Here is a 14,276-nt window from a genome sequence, read left to right on the forward strand (position 1 = left end):
TTACAAAGTAACGGTATGAAAAAACTCCCGATAGTACGGGAGTTTTCTTGTTTATAGGAATACGGTTTTTTCAGGTTCAGCATGCAGCATTTCTACTATACGGTTATTCTCATCCATCAACGCTACTTTTGGCTGATGGGACGGAACCTTCTCTTCCGGAACAAGCGCATAGGAAATGATGATTACAACATCGCCTTCATGCACTAGACGGGCTGCTGCACCGTTCAGGCACACTACTCCGCTCCCTCTTTCACCTGGAATAATGTATGTTTCAAAGCGAGCGCCATTATTATTATTTACAATCTGAACCTTTTCATTAGCAACCATTCCGACTGCGTCCAGAATATCAGTGTCGATCGTGATGCTGCCGACATAGTTCAAATTGGCTTCAGTTACTCTTGCTCGATGTATTTTAGCATTCATCATGGTGCGAAACATGGAATATAATCCCCCTATTAAAGTTATTCTACTTCTAAAATGGTATTGTCAATGAGTCTTGCTTTTGAGAACTTCACAGCCAGTGCAATGAGGACTTTTCCCTTCAATGTCTCCATTTCACCAAGCTCAGGATAGGAATAGATTTCAACATAATCTACTGTACCTGTCGTATTCTCTTTAATATGATGCCTCATCATTCCAACAACCTCATCAGGGCTTCTTTCGCCTCTCTCAATGGCGAGTCTAGCCATTTCAAGGCTTTTGCTAAGTTCGACTGCCTGTTGTCTTTCATCGTCACTTAAATAGACATTTCTCGAACTTTTTGCTAACCCATCTTCTTCACGTACTGTTTCAACCGGAATCAATTCTATTGGAAAATTGAAATCCCTGATCAGGCCATCGACCACTGCGACCTGCTGAGCATCCTTGAGGCCAAAATATGCCCTCGTTGGCAGGATGATATTAAACAGCTTGATCAAGACAGTCGCTACTCCGTCAAAATGCCCAGGCCTTGATTTGCCGCAAAGGACATTTGTCCGGTCAACAACAGATACTTTTACCGAAGCATTATCTGGATACATTTCTTCAACAGAAGGATAGAAGATATAATCTACTCCTTGATTCTCCGCAATCTCATGGTCGCGTTCAAAATCACGTGGATAGGCATCCAGATCCTCCGCAGGGCCGAATTGAAGTGGGTTCACGAAAATACTCAGGACAACAGCGTCATTTTCCAGACGCGCCCTATTCATCAATGATATATGGCCTTCATGCAGGAAACCCATGGTTGGTACATAACCAATGGATTTACCTTCAGATTTCAATTGTTGCATCTGTTTCTGCATCTCGGTGATGGTTCTAATGATTCTCATTCTTTTCCCCCGTACAATGCCTTCAATTCTTCTTCCTTCATGGTAAAGCTATGTTTATCTTCTGGGAAAGCCTTATGTCTTACTTCTGATACATAGGCATTGAGCCCAGAAGAGATCAGTTCATTTACATTCGTATATTGTTTCACGAATTTCGGCACCCTGTCCACACCATAGGTGATTATATCATGGTATACAAGTACCTGTCCGTCAACCTCCGCTCCAGCTCCGATACCTATCGTCGGGATTGTGAGAGCCTGGCTAACCTGTTCAGCAAGCTGTTTAGGGACGCATTCCAGTACAACAGCAAAGGCACCTGCCTCTTCGCATTTTCTTGCGTCATCAATCAGTTTTTTTGCAGCATCAGCGCTTTTCCCCTGGACTTTATATCCACCGAGTACCCCGACAGACTGCGGAGTGAGACCAAGATGCGCTACTACGGGAACTCCTGCCTTCGTCAGTGCGTTTATATGGTCAATGACCTCATCAGCACCTTCTAGTTTCACAGCGTTTGCCCCTGTTTCCTGCATAATTTTTGCACTGTTTATAAGAGTGTCTTTAATCGACAGATGATAACTCATAAATGGCAAATCGACAACAATGAATGTATTGCCTGCTCCTCGCCTGACAGCTTTCGAATGGTGGATCATGTCCTCCATTGTCACCGGTATAGTCGAGTCATAGCCGAGCACGACCATTCCAAGTGAATCACCTACGAGGATCAGATCAGCTTCAGCCTGTTCTGCATGCTTGGCTGAAGGATAATCATAGGCTGTCACCATGACGATCTTGTTGCCTGTTTGCTTCATTTTCAAGAAATCAGTTGTTTGTTTCATTACCATTCCTCCCTTTTTTTGAAGAGGAGATAAAACAATCCATCAATGCCAGACACTAAAAAAGGGCCCATCTATGCCAGAAGGACCCTTTGAAGCCTGTACTTGTTTCATCCCTCTGTCCCAGTCCGCTACCGGATCCAGGCAGAACTATTTTTTTATAAAATAAATCAACAAGGTGCAGTTCTCTCGATACCGCCCAGATTGATTATAGCAAATGACCGCTTTTTTGGCTACATTACTGAATTAACCTTCTATCTGGATATCTGCGGAGTATATGTTATGAATTTCCCCTGCTGAATCCTCAATCAATAGAACTCCGTCTTCAGTAATCCCGGTGGCTTTCCCCTTGATCTCCCCGGTTAGGGTCCTTGCAGTGATCTGTTTACCAATACTTATAGCGTAGCTTTCCCACATCAGCTTTATCGGAAAAAAGCCTTTTTCGAGATAAAGTAAATACAATTTTTCTAATTTCTCAAGTATCGACCTGATCAACTTTTCTCTGTCTATGATTTTTTCAGATTCAATGGCGAGCGACGAAGCGATTGTTCGGATATCTTCAGGGAAATCTTCCATTCCTGAATTGACATTGATGCCGATTCCAATAATGATTGAATTAATCCGATCTGATTCAGCCTGGAGCTCGGTAAGGATTCCGGTAATTTTCTTGCCGTTGATGAGAATATCATTCGGCCATTTAATTTCAGGCAATAAGCCTGTTACTTCCTCTATGGCCTGCACAACGCCGACTGCAGTGATCAATGTCAGCTGCGGAGCCTTCGGGATAGGAATTTTCGGCCTTAGGATGATGCTCATCCATATTCCTGTATATTTGGGAGAATGCCATTTACGGTCCATCCTTCCTCTTCCCGCAGTTTGCTCTTCGGCAATCACCACAGTTCCCTCATCTGCATTATCATAAGCCAGTTTATATGCAATTTTTTGAGTGGATTCCACACTGTCATGATAGTGCAGATTCCTGCCAAGAAATTCAGTGTTTAAACCAAGGGTTATTTTATCTGCAGACATATTGTCAGGGATTGAGATAATTTTGTATCCTTTTCTTCTGACCGCCTCAAATTCAAAACCTTCCTTGCGAAGCTCCTCGATATGCTTCCATACCGCCGTTCGTGTGCAGCCCGCAATGTCAGCCAGATGTTGGCCTGATAGATATTCAGTTTCATTTTTTGTAAAAGCATCGATCAATTTTTTTCTGATCTCAGATTGGACGCGTTCAGCCATTCCTTTATTTTCTCCTTCTCATTTGGTACGACGCCATAGATTACAGAACGTTCGATTTCCTCAAGAAACTCGCGCAGCCAGGGACCAGGCTGTTTATCCAGCCAGCCCATAACATCATTCCCAGTTACGCTCAATTCATTTCGATGCTTGATCGGAAGCCTCTCATGCAATTCCCTGATTTTTTCGGTGCTGCCAACAATATCTTGCAGGGACGCAAACACTACTTCAGCGCTAATTGCATCTTCCAATCCTGCGTTATAAACCAATACCGGATTCCATTCATTTTCAAGGCGGTGCAATACCAACGCATGAATTTGTTTAATTCGTTTAATTCTTTGGACTGGAAGCTTCCAATCTCTAAGAAAAACTTCAATTTCTTTGTCTTTCAAACCTAATTCAAACACCAGCAGGACCCATGATTCCGCCAGTTGGAAATCCTCTTTTAGATGACTTGAAAAGCGGATTACTTCATCACTATGACCCTTCAATCCTGGCAAATATTGAATCATGCCACTATTCCCCAGCAATTGGACTGCTTCTCTCCTGCCTGGCCCCTTAAGCAATTTTTCGAATTCAACAGTTTTGCGTTCTACCGCTATGTTCTCCAGAAGGTGACAGTGATTCGTAAGTGATTCTAAAGTCTGCTTTCCAATCGAAAAAGATAATTGTGACTGGAATCTAACTGCCCTAAGCATCCTCAATGCATCTTCACCGAAACGTTCATCTGGATTGCCTACTGTCACAATTTCTTTTTTGTTTATCGCTTCTTTGCCCGCAAAAGGATCGATAATGTTTCCCTCTTTGTCCATAGCCATTGCATTCATCGTGAAGTCACGCCGCTGTAGATCCTCATTTAATGACCGAATGAAAGAAACCTTATCTGGCCTGCGGAAATCTGTGTAATTTTCTTCCGAACGAAACGTCGTTATTTCATAATGCTCGCCTTTATAATGGACGAGAATTGTTCCATGTTCGATTCCCACATCATTAGTTTTAGGAAAAATTCGTTTTAACTCTTCAGGTAAAGCTGACGTTGCGATATCAACATCGGATATTTCGCGACCGAGGATATGATCCCTGACAGACCCTCCGACAAAATACGCTTCATACCCAGCATTCTCTATTAACTTAAGGACAGGCACTGCCTGTATGAATGGCTGACCTATCATAGTCGATCCTGCTCAACCATATTATAGTAGATGCTTTCGTATTCAGATACGATTTGTTCAGCGCTAAAGCTTTTCTCTGCCCTTTCTACCGATTTATCAGCAAAACGCTTGTGAATTTCAGGGTTTGAGAGTATACTAACAGCTTTTTCCGTTATTTCTTCAATATTTCCTAATTCGCATATGTAACCTGTCTCTCCGTCCACAATCACTTCCGGAATCCCTCCTACATCCGTACCGATACATGGCACACCGCAAGCCATCGCTTCTAAAGCTACCAAGCCGAAGCTTTCCTTTTCTGAGAGAAGAAGCATCAAATCACTCAATGAGTATAACTCCTCTACCCTCTCCTGTTTCCCAAGCAGCAGTACTTTGTCGCTAATCCCCAATTCACTTGCAAGGTTGCATACAATCTTCATTTCAGGTCCATCACCAACAAGCAAAAGCTTGGCCGGCATTTTTTCTGCGATGCCTGCAAATGCTTTGATCACATCCGGAACTCTTTTAACAGGCCGGAAGTTGGACACATGGATGACCACTTTCTCTTCAGGAAGGATTCCAAATTCCTTTCTGAGATCTGAGGAATCGACTCGTTTGTTGACTCGAGTGTCTATAAAATTGTACACACAGCCAATTTCTTTGTCCGGTTTGATCAAATCATAAGTCTGCTGGATAAGCGAATTGGACACAGCTGTAACGTAATCAGATTTTTCAATGCCGAACCGTATGGCATCTGTGAGAGATGGATCATATCCAAGTACAGTAATATCCGTGCCATGAAGCGTCGTGACAATCTTCAAATCACGGCCGCTCATCTGGCGGGCGAGTATAGCACAGACAGCATGAGGAATGGCATAATGGACATGAAGTACATCTAAATTTTCCAAAACTGCGACCTCTGCAATCTTGCTGGCCAAAGCAATATCATATGGAGGATATTGAAAGACAGAGTATTGATTAACCTCTACCTCATGCGAATAAATATTTCTGTACATTTTTTTCAGGCGAAAGGGAAGGCTCGAGGAAATAAAATGAATCTCATGCCCCTTTTCCGCCAGAAGCTTCCCGAGTTCTGTTGCGACAACACCAGAACCACCTACCGTCGGGTAGCAAGTGATGCCTATTTTAAGTTTCTTCATTTTCCTTCCCCTAACAAATCCTTGTGGATTAACAATGGTTTTTTGGACATAAAGCCTTCGGCATATGCGACACCAGCTTCCTTGCCGAATAATTTCTCGCGTGCTTCGACTGTTTCAATGTAGCCGTTCACAAGCGGAGTGTCAAAAGTGCCTGCCCCTTTCATGAATTGGCTTTCGTAAGCATTTAGTGCATTGATTTTCAAATGGATATAATCCGATACATTAACTAGAAAATCAGGTTTATGGAATCCATTGATCATATAAAAATATACAGCTTTTGCCCTGTGTGGCTTTAGTCCGTCCTCTTCATCATATTTCCTTACTGCTGCGGAAAAGACCGCCTCCTCAACAAGGCGTGCGCAGCTGCCATGGTCAGGATGACGGTCATCAAAATAGGGTGCAAAAACTATGTCCGGAGTATTTCGCCTGATCACTCTAACAATTGTCCTTATGTATTCTTCCTTTAAAAATAAGCCTCTGTCAGGCAAGTCAAGTGCTTCCCTCATTTTCACTCCAAGAATGCCGGCTGCTTCTTTTGCTTCTCGGCTCCTGATCTCCACCGTTCCATTTGAAGACATCTCTGCTTTGGTCAAATCACAAATCCCGATAGATTTTCCTTCAGCAGCATATTTTGCGATTGTACCGCCCATCCCGATTTCAACGTCATCAGCATGAGCACCAAACGCCAGTATATCAAGCTTCATTGCTTCCATTTTCATCACCAGTTTCTTCTTTCACTATATTTCGCCAATCAAGGTCTCCTCTTTCAATCCCTTTTACGAGAATCTCAGCTGTTCCCATATTGGTCGCCAGAGGGACAGAATATACATCACATAAGCGGACCAGGGCAGTCACATCTGGTTCATGGGGCTGGGCAGTCAGTGGATCACGAAAGAAGAACACTGCGTCCATCAGATTGTTGGCAATCCGTGCGCCAATTTCCTGGTCACCGCCAAGAGGGCCGGATTGAAACCTTGTCACTTCCAGACCCGTTGCTTCAATGATCCTCAACCCTGTTGTCCCGGTTGCGAATAACGTATGGTCTTCAAAAATCTCCTTATAAGCGACAGCGAAACCCACCAGATCATCTTTCTTTTTATCATGTGCGATTAAGGCAATGTTCATGGTTTCTCCCCTATTCAATGATATTCTCTAATCCGTAAACAAAAGCATCCATTTTCATGACTGTATCCACTGCAAGCTTGACTCCAGACATAAACGAGCTTCGATTGTATGAATCATGGCGGATCGTCAATGTTTGTCCGTCAGCACCGAATAATACCTGCTGGTGGGCAATCAGTCCAGGAAGCCTTACTGAATGTATGTGCATACCATCATAATCCGCACCGCGCGCACCTTGAATTGTTTCCTTTTCGTCAGGATGGCCCTGTGTTTTCGATTCACGTACATCAGATATCATTTGTGCCGTTTTCACTGCTGTACCCGAAGGCGCATCAAGCTTTTGGTCGTGATGCAGCTCAATGATCTCAACATCATTGAAATACCTGGCAGCCATTTGCGAGAATTTCATCATCAAAACGGCTCCGACTGCAAAGTTTGGAGCGATGATACAACCTGTTTCCTGTTCAGCGCACAGCTGTTCAAGTTCATCAAGGTCTTCCTTACTGAACCCTGTAGTACCTACCACTGGGCGAACTTTATATTTCAAAGCCGTCTTTGTATGGAACATCCCTACTTCAGGTGTCGTCAGGTCAATAAGTACATCTGGCTCAACTTCCTGAAGACATTTTTCGAAATCTGTATAAATTAAGGCATCACTAGCTGGAAAGCCCTCGAGCTCACCAAGTTTCATTCCTTCATATTTCCTGTCAACAACTCCCACGAGTTCATATGTATCCGTACCGAGCACCAGATCGACAGCCTCTTTACCCATTCTCCCTCTTGGTCCTGCAATAACGATCTTTACTTTATCCATCTTCTTAGTCTCCTTTAGCTGTCTTTTCTCGTCCATCGGTCTTTGTCCCTTGTATTGAACTTTTCCATGACCATGTTATGTGCTTCTTCCAGGTCTATATTTAAAGAATTGGCAAAACAAATCATTACAAAAAGCATATCTCCCAGCTCTTCTTCGATTGTCTTTTCTTTTTCATCGTTTTTCTTTGGCTTTTCTCCATAATAATGGTTAACCTCACGAGCCAGCTCCCCGAGCTCCTCGGTCATGCGTGCAGTCAATGCAAGCGGACTGAAGTAACCTTCTTTAAATTGGCTTATATATGTATCCACTTCCTGCTGGAGTTCTTTTATCGTTTTCTTTCCACTCAAGAAACTCACCCAACCTTTTTATGTATGTATATCTATATCGATGTTAGCTTAATGAAGGTACTTTGACAAATATTTTTATTTCAAACTAATTATAGTCAATCAGTAATAAAGCTTTTTTAAACCTAATATCCTCATCACGATACAGGATGTGGAACATAGAAAATTGCGACTCTTTATGCCCCTCCTGTAAAAGATTGCCCTTGTTGGTTATATTTTATATAATATAAGCGCTTTATCAGGTAATTTTAGTCGTACTAATTAGGAGGAATTAATCGTGCTTAACGGCTTAAAAATCAAAAACATCTTTTTCATTTTGCTTGGTGCGGCTATTTTCTCATTCGGCCTTGTTCATTTCAATATGCAGAATAACCTCGCAGAAGGTGGTTTCACCGGAATTACCCTGTTGCTATATTTCGTATTTGGGTGGTCTCCTTCCATTACTAACTTATTATTGAACTTGCCGCTTTTTTTCATAGGCTGGAAGCTGCTAGGCCGGAATGTATTTATTTATACAATCATAGGTACAGTAGGAGTCTCCATTTTTTTGGGTATATTTCAAAAACATCAAATCGAGATGCCCTTATATGAAGACTTATTTTTAGCTGCCCTTTTTGCGGGAGTGTTCATCGGTATTGGTCTCGGAATCATCTTCCGATACGGAGGAACTACAGGTGGGGTCGACATCATCGCAAGGCTGGCGCAAAAGTATGTTGGGTGGACAATGGGGCGTACGATGTTCATGTTTGATTTTGCTGTCATTACCCTTTCGCTTATTACATATTTGAATTATCGGGAAGCCATGTATACACTGGTGGTCGTATTTGTAGGGGCCAGGGTGATCGATTTTATGCAGGAAGGTTCATACGCTGCAAGAGGAGCTATGATCATTTCGGAGAAAAACGAGGATATCGCAGCCAAAATCATGAAAGAAATGGACCGCGGGGTCACCAGCCTGAAAGCTGTAGGCTCTTATACTAAATCAGAAAGAGATGTTTTATACTGCGTGGTCGCCAAGAATGAAATTGTCCGATTGAAAAGTGTCATAAATTCAGTAGACCCACACGCATTTGTATCGGTCACTGTTGTTCACGATGTACTGGGCGAAGGATTTACGCTCGATGAAAATAAACTGCCTCTTGAAAGATAAAAAAATCCGGATAATCATCCGGATTTTTTTTATTCTTCACTACTAGTCATGCCTGTGTAGATCATTACTAAACGAACAAGTTCAAGAACTGCAACAGCTGCTGCAGCTACATAAGTCAAAGCTGCGGCATTCAATACTTTCTTCGTTTCTCTTTCTTCATCATTCCTGATGATCCCAGCTGAAACCACCTGTTCCATTGCACGGTTCGATGCATTGAATTCAACCGGCAAAGTTACCAGTTGGAATACTACAGCTGCGGCCATGAAAAGGATACCTAGTAAAAGCAATCCGCTTAATTGAGCAAAAATCCCAATTAGGATCAGGATCCAGGAAAAGTTTGAACCTAAGCTTGCCACTGGAACCAGCGCATGGCGGAATCTAAGGAACGAATAGTCCTCAGCATCCTGAATCGCATGGCCTACTTCGTGAGCAGCAATTGCAGCGGCTGCGACTGAATGGCCAAAAAAGTTATCTGAAGATAAACGTACAACCTTTGAACGCGGGTCGTAGTGGTCACTTAAATAACCTCTCGTTTCTTCGACACCAACATTGTATAAACCGTTATCATCAAGAATTTTACGAGCCACCTCTGCACCCGTCATATGGGACGAAGAAGCCACCTGTGAATATTTCTTGTATGCCCCTTTTACTTTGAATTGAGCCCATAACGGGATCAAAATAATCAGCGCAAAATAGATTATTATAGACATCTAGTACCTCCCCTTACATCTCATGATGTTATCACTATTTTATAAATACTAGAATAAGGTGTCAATTTTTATGTTCTTTTTGGACATTTTTCTTTTTATCATGATCGCCTTTATATTTTCTCCAGCCTACGTAGGACAATGTAAGGATTATGATGCTTCCAGTAGAAATCATTACCCACCACAGAGATGGGTCTGCTTCATCCTCCGTCATTTCATCAAAGATGTTTTGCAAATCCGATTCAAGCCCTTCAAGTTCTTCCTGGCTGGAAGCCTCTTGCAGTACCTGAGGGCGGTACTGATCGATAAAGCTGACTCTAGCATCAACTTTCTGGATTCTTTCCGGATTGATGTCAATCTTCAGGCTGGGATATATTACATTGTACAAAGAAAGGAATGAATTAAGGTTCGAATGAAATTGGTCATTGTCGCCCTCATATGCTGCAGTCTTCATATCATTGAAAACATTCATGATGGGCCCTTCCATCTCTGTCCATAATGGCTGGTGAGTGGAAGCAATTGCGTCAATGACAAGCCTGAATTTTGTAACTCTGTTCATCCTTTCAGCATGTCCCAGATCAGCGTTTGCTACCGCCTCAACTGCTTCATCATGTGCCACAGTAATAATCCGCAATTCATCCATAGTGAATGGCCGTCCATCTCCTGTTACTAGCAAGAATTCTTCTGAAAAATGATTCAACAATCTGTTAGCATCATCATAACGGTGCAGTTTCACCATTTGCAGTGCTTGGTCTGATATATTGTCCAGTTCTTCAACAGGCGACTGTGGTTCTGCATATGCTGCAAACGGCGCAATAAATAATAATAGCACCGAAATAAATATAAGATACTTTGCTCTCATTCCTGTCCCCCCTCTAAATACTATTAAAATGTATGAGAAGGTGGACAAGGTTAGACCAAAATTCAGGGGTTATCTTTACCTTTTTAGTGAAAGTGTGAATCGATCTGGCCGCAGAGCGAAGTAATACCCAACGGCAATTGAGAAAAGACTTAACCAAAATGTAAAGTATCCGATCTGGTCCATAAACAAATCTAGTGTATGGTACCTTGGCATCATTCCAAAAACATAATCAATGATTTCATTATGAAGAAGTACAACTGCAGCTACAATCAAATGCCATGGTTTTATTCGATAAAATGGAGCATATAAGACACCTTCCACTGCCATTGCAAAGTGGGATGCCATCAGCATAAGCCCAATCCAATCAAGCTGACCAGAAACGAAGAATACCATTAAATTCATCACTACCGCCCAAAGGCCATACTTGACCAGGCTAACGATAGCCAATGCTTCCATAAGCGGCCAGTTTTTCCCCATCAGGAAGGCACCTAAAACGAACACAAAGAATAAGCTCGCAGTTGGGCTATCAGGAACGAAAAGAAGAAATTTCGGCGGCGTATCGACAAGCTGCCACTTATACCAATAGTACCCGTAAGCAGTCCCCAATACATTCACCCAAAATAACAGCCATAATACAGATCTATTCCCTAGCAAAGGGTATATTTTTTTAATCATTTTGACGATCTCCAATCCAAGTTTTCTATCACTATTATTACAGTTTATAGAAAATAAGCCAAGTTTTCCTTGTCTGGTTTTACAAAGGTGTTTTTCAAAAGTTATTTTCTAAAATGATTTCAATTCCCTTCCCTGAAGAGTAGTCATCTGTCAAAAACACATTAGCATATTTACGTTTCAAGACTAGCGTGTGCATAAAAAAGAACCTGCAAGTTTCCTTACAGGTTCTTTGACATATTACTCGCTAAGACCGTCGATGAATTCAGCAAGAGTCTGAAGTTCTTCGTCGGTTCCTTTGAAGACCGCAGGCATGCTTCCTTTACCGTTCTTGGCAACGTCAGCAATTTCTTCGGCGCTCATTTTTGAATCTAACAGACTTGGTGCTGCAGCACCGCCGGCAAGTTCGCCGCCATGGCAGGATGTGCAGGTTTGCGCCTGTGCAATTTTATATCCATCTGAGTTCTTGTCGATTTCGACATCCACAATCTGTCCTTGTTTCTTGGCTGCTTCCCAGTCATGGTGGGCAACAGATTCCCAAGTGAGGTAGAAGACTGAAGCGATCGACAACAGCATAAAGCCAGTTGCGAGCGGTCGCTTTGATGGACGGCGTTCGGGACCGCGGTCAATAAATGGAGCCAGCATAAGCGCTCCAAAAGCAAGACCCGGGATAACCAATGCTCCGATTACAGTATATGGACCGGAAGCATATGAATATTTAAGCAATTGATATAAGAATAAGAAATACCAGTCTGGCAATGGAATATACGCTGTATCAGTAGGATCGGCAATCCTCTCAAGCGGAGATGGGTGAGCTATTGTCAAGCTCAAGTATCCGATTAGGAAGACCGCACCAACCATCCATTCCTTCAACAGGAAGTTAGGCCAAAACGCTTCCGTTTTGCCAGGGTATTCCGAGTAATCTTTCGGAATATTAGGCTTACGTTCTGCAGGGACACGTGAGTCACCCACGAACTTCATACCTTTACCACGATGCATCGAGCAATCCCCTCCTTTTTCCGTATCATTGGGCGAAACTCAATTCGCACAATCTTTTCATTCGAATTTTACAATGGACCAGAAATACCTTGCTTACGAATCATCAGGAAGTGCGCTCCCATTAAGCCTAATAGTGCAGCAGGCAAGAAGAAAACGTGAATCGCGAAGAAACGTGTCAAGGTTTGAGCACCAACGATCGTTGAATGTCCAGAAAGCAATATTTTAATGTATGGCCCAATCAATGGGACAGCTTCTGCAATCTGCAATGTAACCTTAGTTGCGAATAATGCTTTCATATCCCATGGAAGCAAGTATCCTGTCAAGCCAAGAGCCAACATTACGAAGAAAATTAAAACTCCGACAACCCAGTTCAATTCACGAGGTTTCTTATAAGCGCCCTGGAAGAACACGCGAAGCGTATGTAAGAACATCATTACGATGACAAGACTCGCTCCCCAGTGATGCATACCGCGGACAATTTGTCCAAACGCTACCTGGTTTTGAAGATAATATACAGATTCCCATGCATTCTTGATGTCCGGCACATAATACATTGTCAGGAACATTCCGGAAAGAATCTGAATGACAGTGATGAAAAACGTCAGACCGCCAAAGCAATACACGAACGCAGAAAAGTGGTGCGCCGGGTTAACGTGCTCAGGAACCTCATGGTCTGCGATATCGCGCCACAAAGGCGTAATATCTAAACGCTCATCTACCCAATCGTAAATTTTGTTTAACAAAGATTACGCCCCCTTTCGTGGTTCGGCTTTTCCTACATAAAGGAACCCGTCTTTTTCTTTGGTTGGATATACATCCAATGGTGCCAACGGTGGTGTGCCCGGCACGTTTGTACCGTCCTTTTCATAAAGACCGTAGTGGCAAGGACAGAAGAACATATTCGGATTTTTCTTATCCGTATTCCAGTCAACAACACACCCAAGGTGTTTACATACTGGTGAAAGGGCGATAATCTCTCCGCCTTCGTTCTTGAATACCCAAGCAGTTCCAGTTTCTTCAGATTCATACCACGCATCTTTTTGTGTAAAGCTAAAGTTTACTTTTTGCGGTTCATTTGTAATATCTGCGATCTTCAATGGAGTCGCGATAAAATCTCCCGCATCTTCACCCTTAAGTACAGGATCAACGGCAAATCGAACCATTGGCATCAGCATCCCTGCAGCCATGAAACCGCCTACACCTGTTAGAGTATAGTTTAAGAATTGACGTCTTGAAACACGATGCTTACTCACGCTATTCCCCCCTCTATTCCCAAGTTAAGTCCCCAACGGACATAATTTAAACACATTTTAAAACTAGGACATAACCATGATATATCAATCTCATTACAAAATCAATATAATACTATGTTGAAAACATTTTTCTCAGTGATAAAAATAACATCAAGTTTAATCGTCTTGCCATTTCTCAGTAAACAAAGATAATAGCTGGTTCACCTGATCTTCCACGATGGACACCTTTTGCTGTTCCTGCATATGCTCCAAAGACAATGATGGCAGCCACAACAGGTTACCAGTTAACTCCCTATCTTGCTGCCTCCAGCTGCTGTCAGAGGTAACATAAAACACATGCTTGAACTGCTTGTCCAATAAAGTGTTTTCCCATTCCTTAAGGGCTTTTATACTAGCTTCATGTCCTTTTATGTACACAAAATCAGGAAATAGGAAAATACGTCCCTTAAATTGCTTTTCCAGCTGTGTAGTAAGGATTCCTATGAACTCTGCCATCGAAGCATTTTGTTTCATGTCATCCCCGAAAGAAACTGGCAATAGCGGCACGATCGCCGTGTCTACATATTCCGCTGCTTTCTGGTACATCTCCACATCTGCTGCCACCCATCTCATAAAACCAACTCCATCATTCTATTAGGCCCTGTCGTTTCTACTTAAATGAGTAAT

Annotated in this window: 18 protein-coding genes; 1 reads left to right on the top strand and 17 read right to left on the bottom strand. The window is 42.6% G+C overall.

Features of this window, described 5'->3' with window-relative positions; genetic code table 11:
* Positions 1-51: 51 nt before the first annotated feature.
* The 10 genes from panD to CD004_RS14355 form a co-directional block, all read right to left on the bottom strand.
* Entirely contained in the window at positions 52-438 is a 387-nt protein-coding gene (panD, locus tag CD004_RS14310) for an aspartate 1-decarboxylase (protein WP_102263383.1), read from the bottom strand.
* Between the two features lie 23 nt (positions 439-461).
* Positions 462-1,310, bottom strand: a complete 849-nt coding sequence (gene panC, locus CD004_RS14315) for a pantoate--beta-alanine ligase (protein WP_102263384.1) — start codon at positions 1,308-1,310, stop codon at positions 462-464.
* A complete protein-coding gene (panB, locus tag CD004_RS14320) occupies positions 1,307-2,143 on the bottom strand; it encodes a 3-methyl-2-oxobutanoate hydroxymethyltransferase (protein WP_102263385.1) in 837 nt (278 codons plus the stop codon). Before panB ends, panC begins: the two co-directional genes overlap by 4 nt.
* A gap of 243 nt (positions 2,144-2,386) precedes the next feature.
* Positions 2,387-3,382, bottom strand: coding sequence for a biotin--[acetyl-CoA-carboxylase] ligase (locus tag CD004_RS14325; protein ID WP_102263386.1), 996 nt, complete (start codon positions 3,380-3,382; stop codon positions 2,387-2,389).
* Positions 3,343-4,551 carry a CCA tRNA nucleotidyltransferase gene (locus CD004_RS14330; RefSeq protein WP_324781933.1) on the bottom strand — a complete coding sequence of 403 codons (1,209 nt, stop codon included), beginning with the start codon at positions 4,549-4,551 and terminating at the stop codon, positions 3,343-3,345. The genes CD004_RS14325 and CD004_RS14330 overlap by 40 nt, the downstream gene beginning before the upstream one ends.
* Entirely contained in the window at positions 4,548-5,687 is a 1,140-nt protein-coding gene (gene bshA / locus CD004_RS14335) for an N-acetyl-alpha-D-glucosaminyl L-malate synthase BshA (RefSeq protein WP_102263387.1), read from the bottom strand. Before bshA ends, CD004_RS14330 begins: the two co-directional genes overlap by 4 nt.
* Entirely contained in the window at positions 5,684-6,400 is a 717-nt protein-coding gene (gene bshB1 / locus CD004_RS14340) for a bacillithiol biosynthesis deacetylase BshB1 (protein ID WP_102265120.1), read from the bottom strand. Before bshB1 ends, bshA begins: the two co-directional genes overlap by 4 nt.
* Positions 6,381-6,812 (bottom strand): methylglyoxal synthase, encoded by a 432-nt coding sequence (mgsA, locus tag CD004_RS14345; RefSeq protein WP_102263388.1) that lies wholly within the window; start codon positions 6,810-6,812, stop codon positions 6,381-6,383. Before mgsA ends, bshB1 begins: the two co-directional genes overlap by 20 nt.
* A gap of 10 nt (positions 6,813-6,822) precedes the next feature.
* Positions 6,823-7,623: a 4-hydroxy-tetrahydrodipicolinate reductase gene (gene dapB / locus CD004_RS14350; protein WP_102263389.1), complete on the bottom strand. Its 801-nt coding sequence runs from the start codon at positions 7,621-7,623 to the stop codon at positions 6,823-6,825.
* A gap of 14 nt (positions 7,624-7,637) precedes the next feature.
* On the bottom strand, positions 7,638-7,970 hold the full coding sequence (locus CD004_RS14355) for a nucleotide pyrophosphohydrolase (RefSeq protein ID WP_102263390.1): 333 nt from the start codon (positions 7,968-7,970) through the stop codon (positions 7,638-7,640).
* A gap of 274 nt (positions 7,971-8,244) precedes the next feature.
* Between CD004_RS14355 and CD004_RS14360 the strand changes: the two genes are divergently transcribed.
* Positions 8,245-9,117, top strand: coding sequence for a YitT family protein (locus CD004_RS14360; protein WP_102263391.1), 873 nt, complete (start codon positions 8,245-8,247; stop codon positions 9,115-9,117).
* 29 nt (positions 9,118-9,146) lie between these two features.
* Here the strand turns inward: CD004_RS14360 and CD004_RS14365 are convergent, their stop codons facing one another.
* From CD004_RS14365 to CD004_RS14395, 7 genes are all read right to left on the bottom strand, one after another.
* Positions 9,147-9,827, bottom strand: coding sequence for a zinc metallopeptidase (locus CD004_RS14365; protein WP_102263392.1), 681 nt, complete (start codon positions 9,825-9,827; stop codon positions 9,147-9,149).
* 61 nt (positions 9,828-9,888) lie between these two features.
* Positions 9,889-10,686, bottom strand: coding sequence for a sporulation protein YpjB (ypjB, locus tag CD004_RS14370; RefSeq protein WP_102263393.1), 798 nt, complete (start codon positions 10,684-10,686; stop codon positions 9,889-9,891).
* A 75-nt stretch (positions 10,687-10,761) separates the two neighbouring features.
* Positions 10,762-11,358 (bottom strand): lipoprotein heptaprenylglyceryl N-acetyltransferase LhaT, encoded by a 597-nt coding sequence (gene lhaT / locus CD004_RS14375; protein WP_102265121.1) that lies wholly within the window; start codon positions 11,356-11,358, stop codon positions 10,762-10,764.
* Positions 11,359-11,598: 240 nt separating this feature from the next.
* Positions 11,599-12,357, bottom strand: coding sequence for a menaquinol-cytochrome c reductase cytochrome b/c subunit (locus tag CD004_RS14380; protein ID WP_102263394.1), 759 nt, complete (start codon positions 12,355-12,357; stop codon positions 11,599-11,601).
* A 68-nt stretch (positions 12,358-12,425) separates the two neighbouring features.
* Positions 12,426-13,100 carry a menaquinol-cytochrome c reductase cytochrome b subunit gene (gene qcrB, locus CD004_RS14385; protein ID WP_102263395.1) on the bottom strand — a complete coding sequence of 225 codons (675 nt, stop codon included), beginning with the start codon at positions 13,098-13,100 and terminating at the stop codon, positions 12,426-12,428.
* Between the two features lie 3 nt (positions 13,101-13,103).
* A complete protein-coding gene (locus CD004_RS14390) occupies positions 13,104-13,610 on the bottom strand; it encodes a QcrA and Rieske domain-containing protein (protein WP_102263396.1) in 507 nt (168 codons plus the stop codon).
* A 156-nt stretch (positions 13,611-13,766) separates the two neighbouring features.
* Positions 13,767-14,222, bottom strand: coding sequence for a YpiF family protein (locus tag CD004_RS14395; protein WP_102263397.1), 456 nt, complete (start codon positions 14,220-14,222; stop codon positions 13,767-13,769).
* Positions 14,223-14,276 lie beyond the last annotated feature (54 nt).

The sequence above is a fragment of the Mesobacillus jeotgali genome (assembly GCF_002874535.1).
GTDB lineage: Bacteria > Bacillota > Bacilli > Bacillales > Cytobacillaceae > Mesobacillus > Mesobacillus jeotgali.

Bases quoted from the DNA above. Each gene is read 5' to 3' on its own strand.
- CD004_RS14330 (WP_324781933.1), bottom strand. From the start codon at position 4,551: ATGATAGGTCAGCCATTCATACAGGCAGTGCCTGTCCTTAAGTTAATA.
- CD004_RS14395 (WP_102263397.1), bottom strand. From the start codon at position 14,222: ATGAGATGGGTGGCAGCAGATGTGGAGATGTACCAGAAAGCAGCGGAA.
- bshA (WP_102263387.1), bottom strand. From the start codon at position 5,687: ATGAAGAAACTTAAAATAGGCATCACTTGCTACCCGACGGTAGGTGGT.
- panD (WP_102263383.1), bottom strand. From the start codon at position 438: ATGTTTCGCACCATGATGAATGCTAAAATACATCGAGCAAGAGTAACT.
- CD004_RS14380 (WP_102263394.1), bottom strand. From the start codon at position 12,357: ATGCATCGTGGTAAAGGTATGAAGTTCGTGGGTGACTCACGTGTCCCT.
- panB (WP_102263385.1), bottom strand. From the start codon at position 2,143: ATGAAACAAACAACTGATTTCTTGAAAATGAAGCAAACAGGCAACAAG.
- panC (WP_102263384.1), bottom strand. From the start codon at position 1,310: ATGAGAATCATTAGAACCATCACCGAGATGCAGAAACAGATGCAACAA.
- CD004_RS14325 (WP_102263386.1), bottom strand. From the start codon at position 3,382: ATGGCTGAACGCGTCCAATCTGAGATCAGAAAAAAATTGATCGATGCT.
- ypjB (WP_102263393.1), bottom strand. From the start codon at position 10,686: ATGAGAGCAAAGTATCTTATATTTATTTCGGTGCTATTATTATTTATT.
- mgsA (WP_102263388.1), bottom strand. From the start codon at position 6,812: ATGAACATTGCCTTAATCGCACATGATAAAAAGAAAGATGATCTGGTG.
- bshB1 (WP_102265120.1), bottom strand. From the start codon at position 6,400: ATGGAAGCAATGAAGCTTGATATACTGGCGTTTGGTGCTCATGCTGAT.
- CD004_RS14365 (WP_102263392.1), bottom strand. From the start codon at position 9,827: ATGTCTATAATAATCTATTTTGCGCTGATTATTTTGATCCCGTTATGG.
- dapB (WP_102263389.1), bottom strand. From the start codon at position 7,623: ATGGATAAAGTAAAGATCGTTATTGCAGGACCAAGAGGGAGAATGGGT.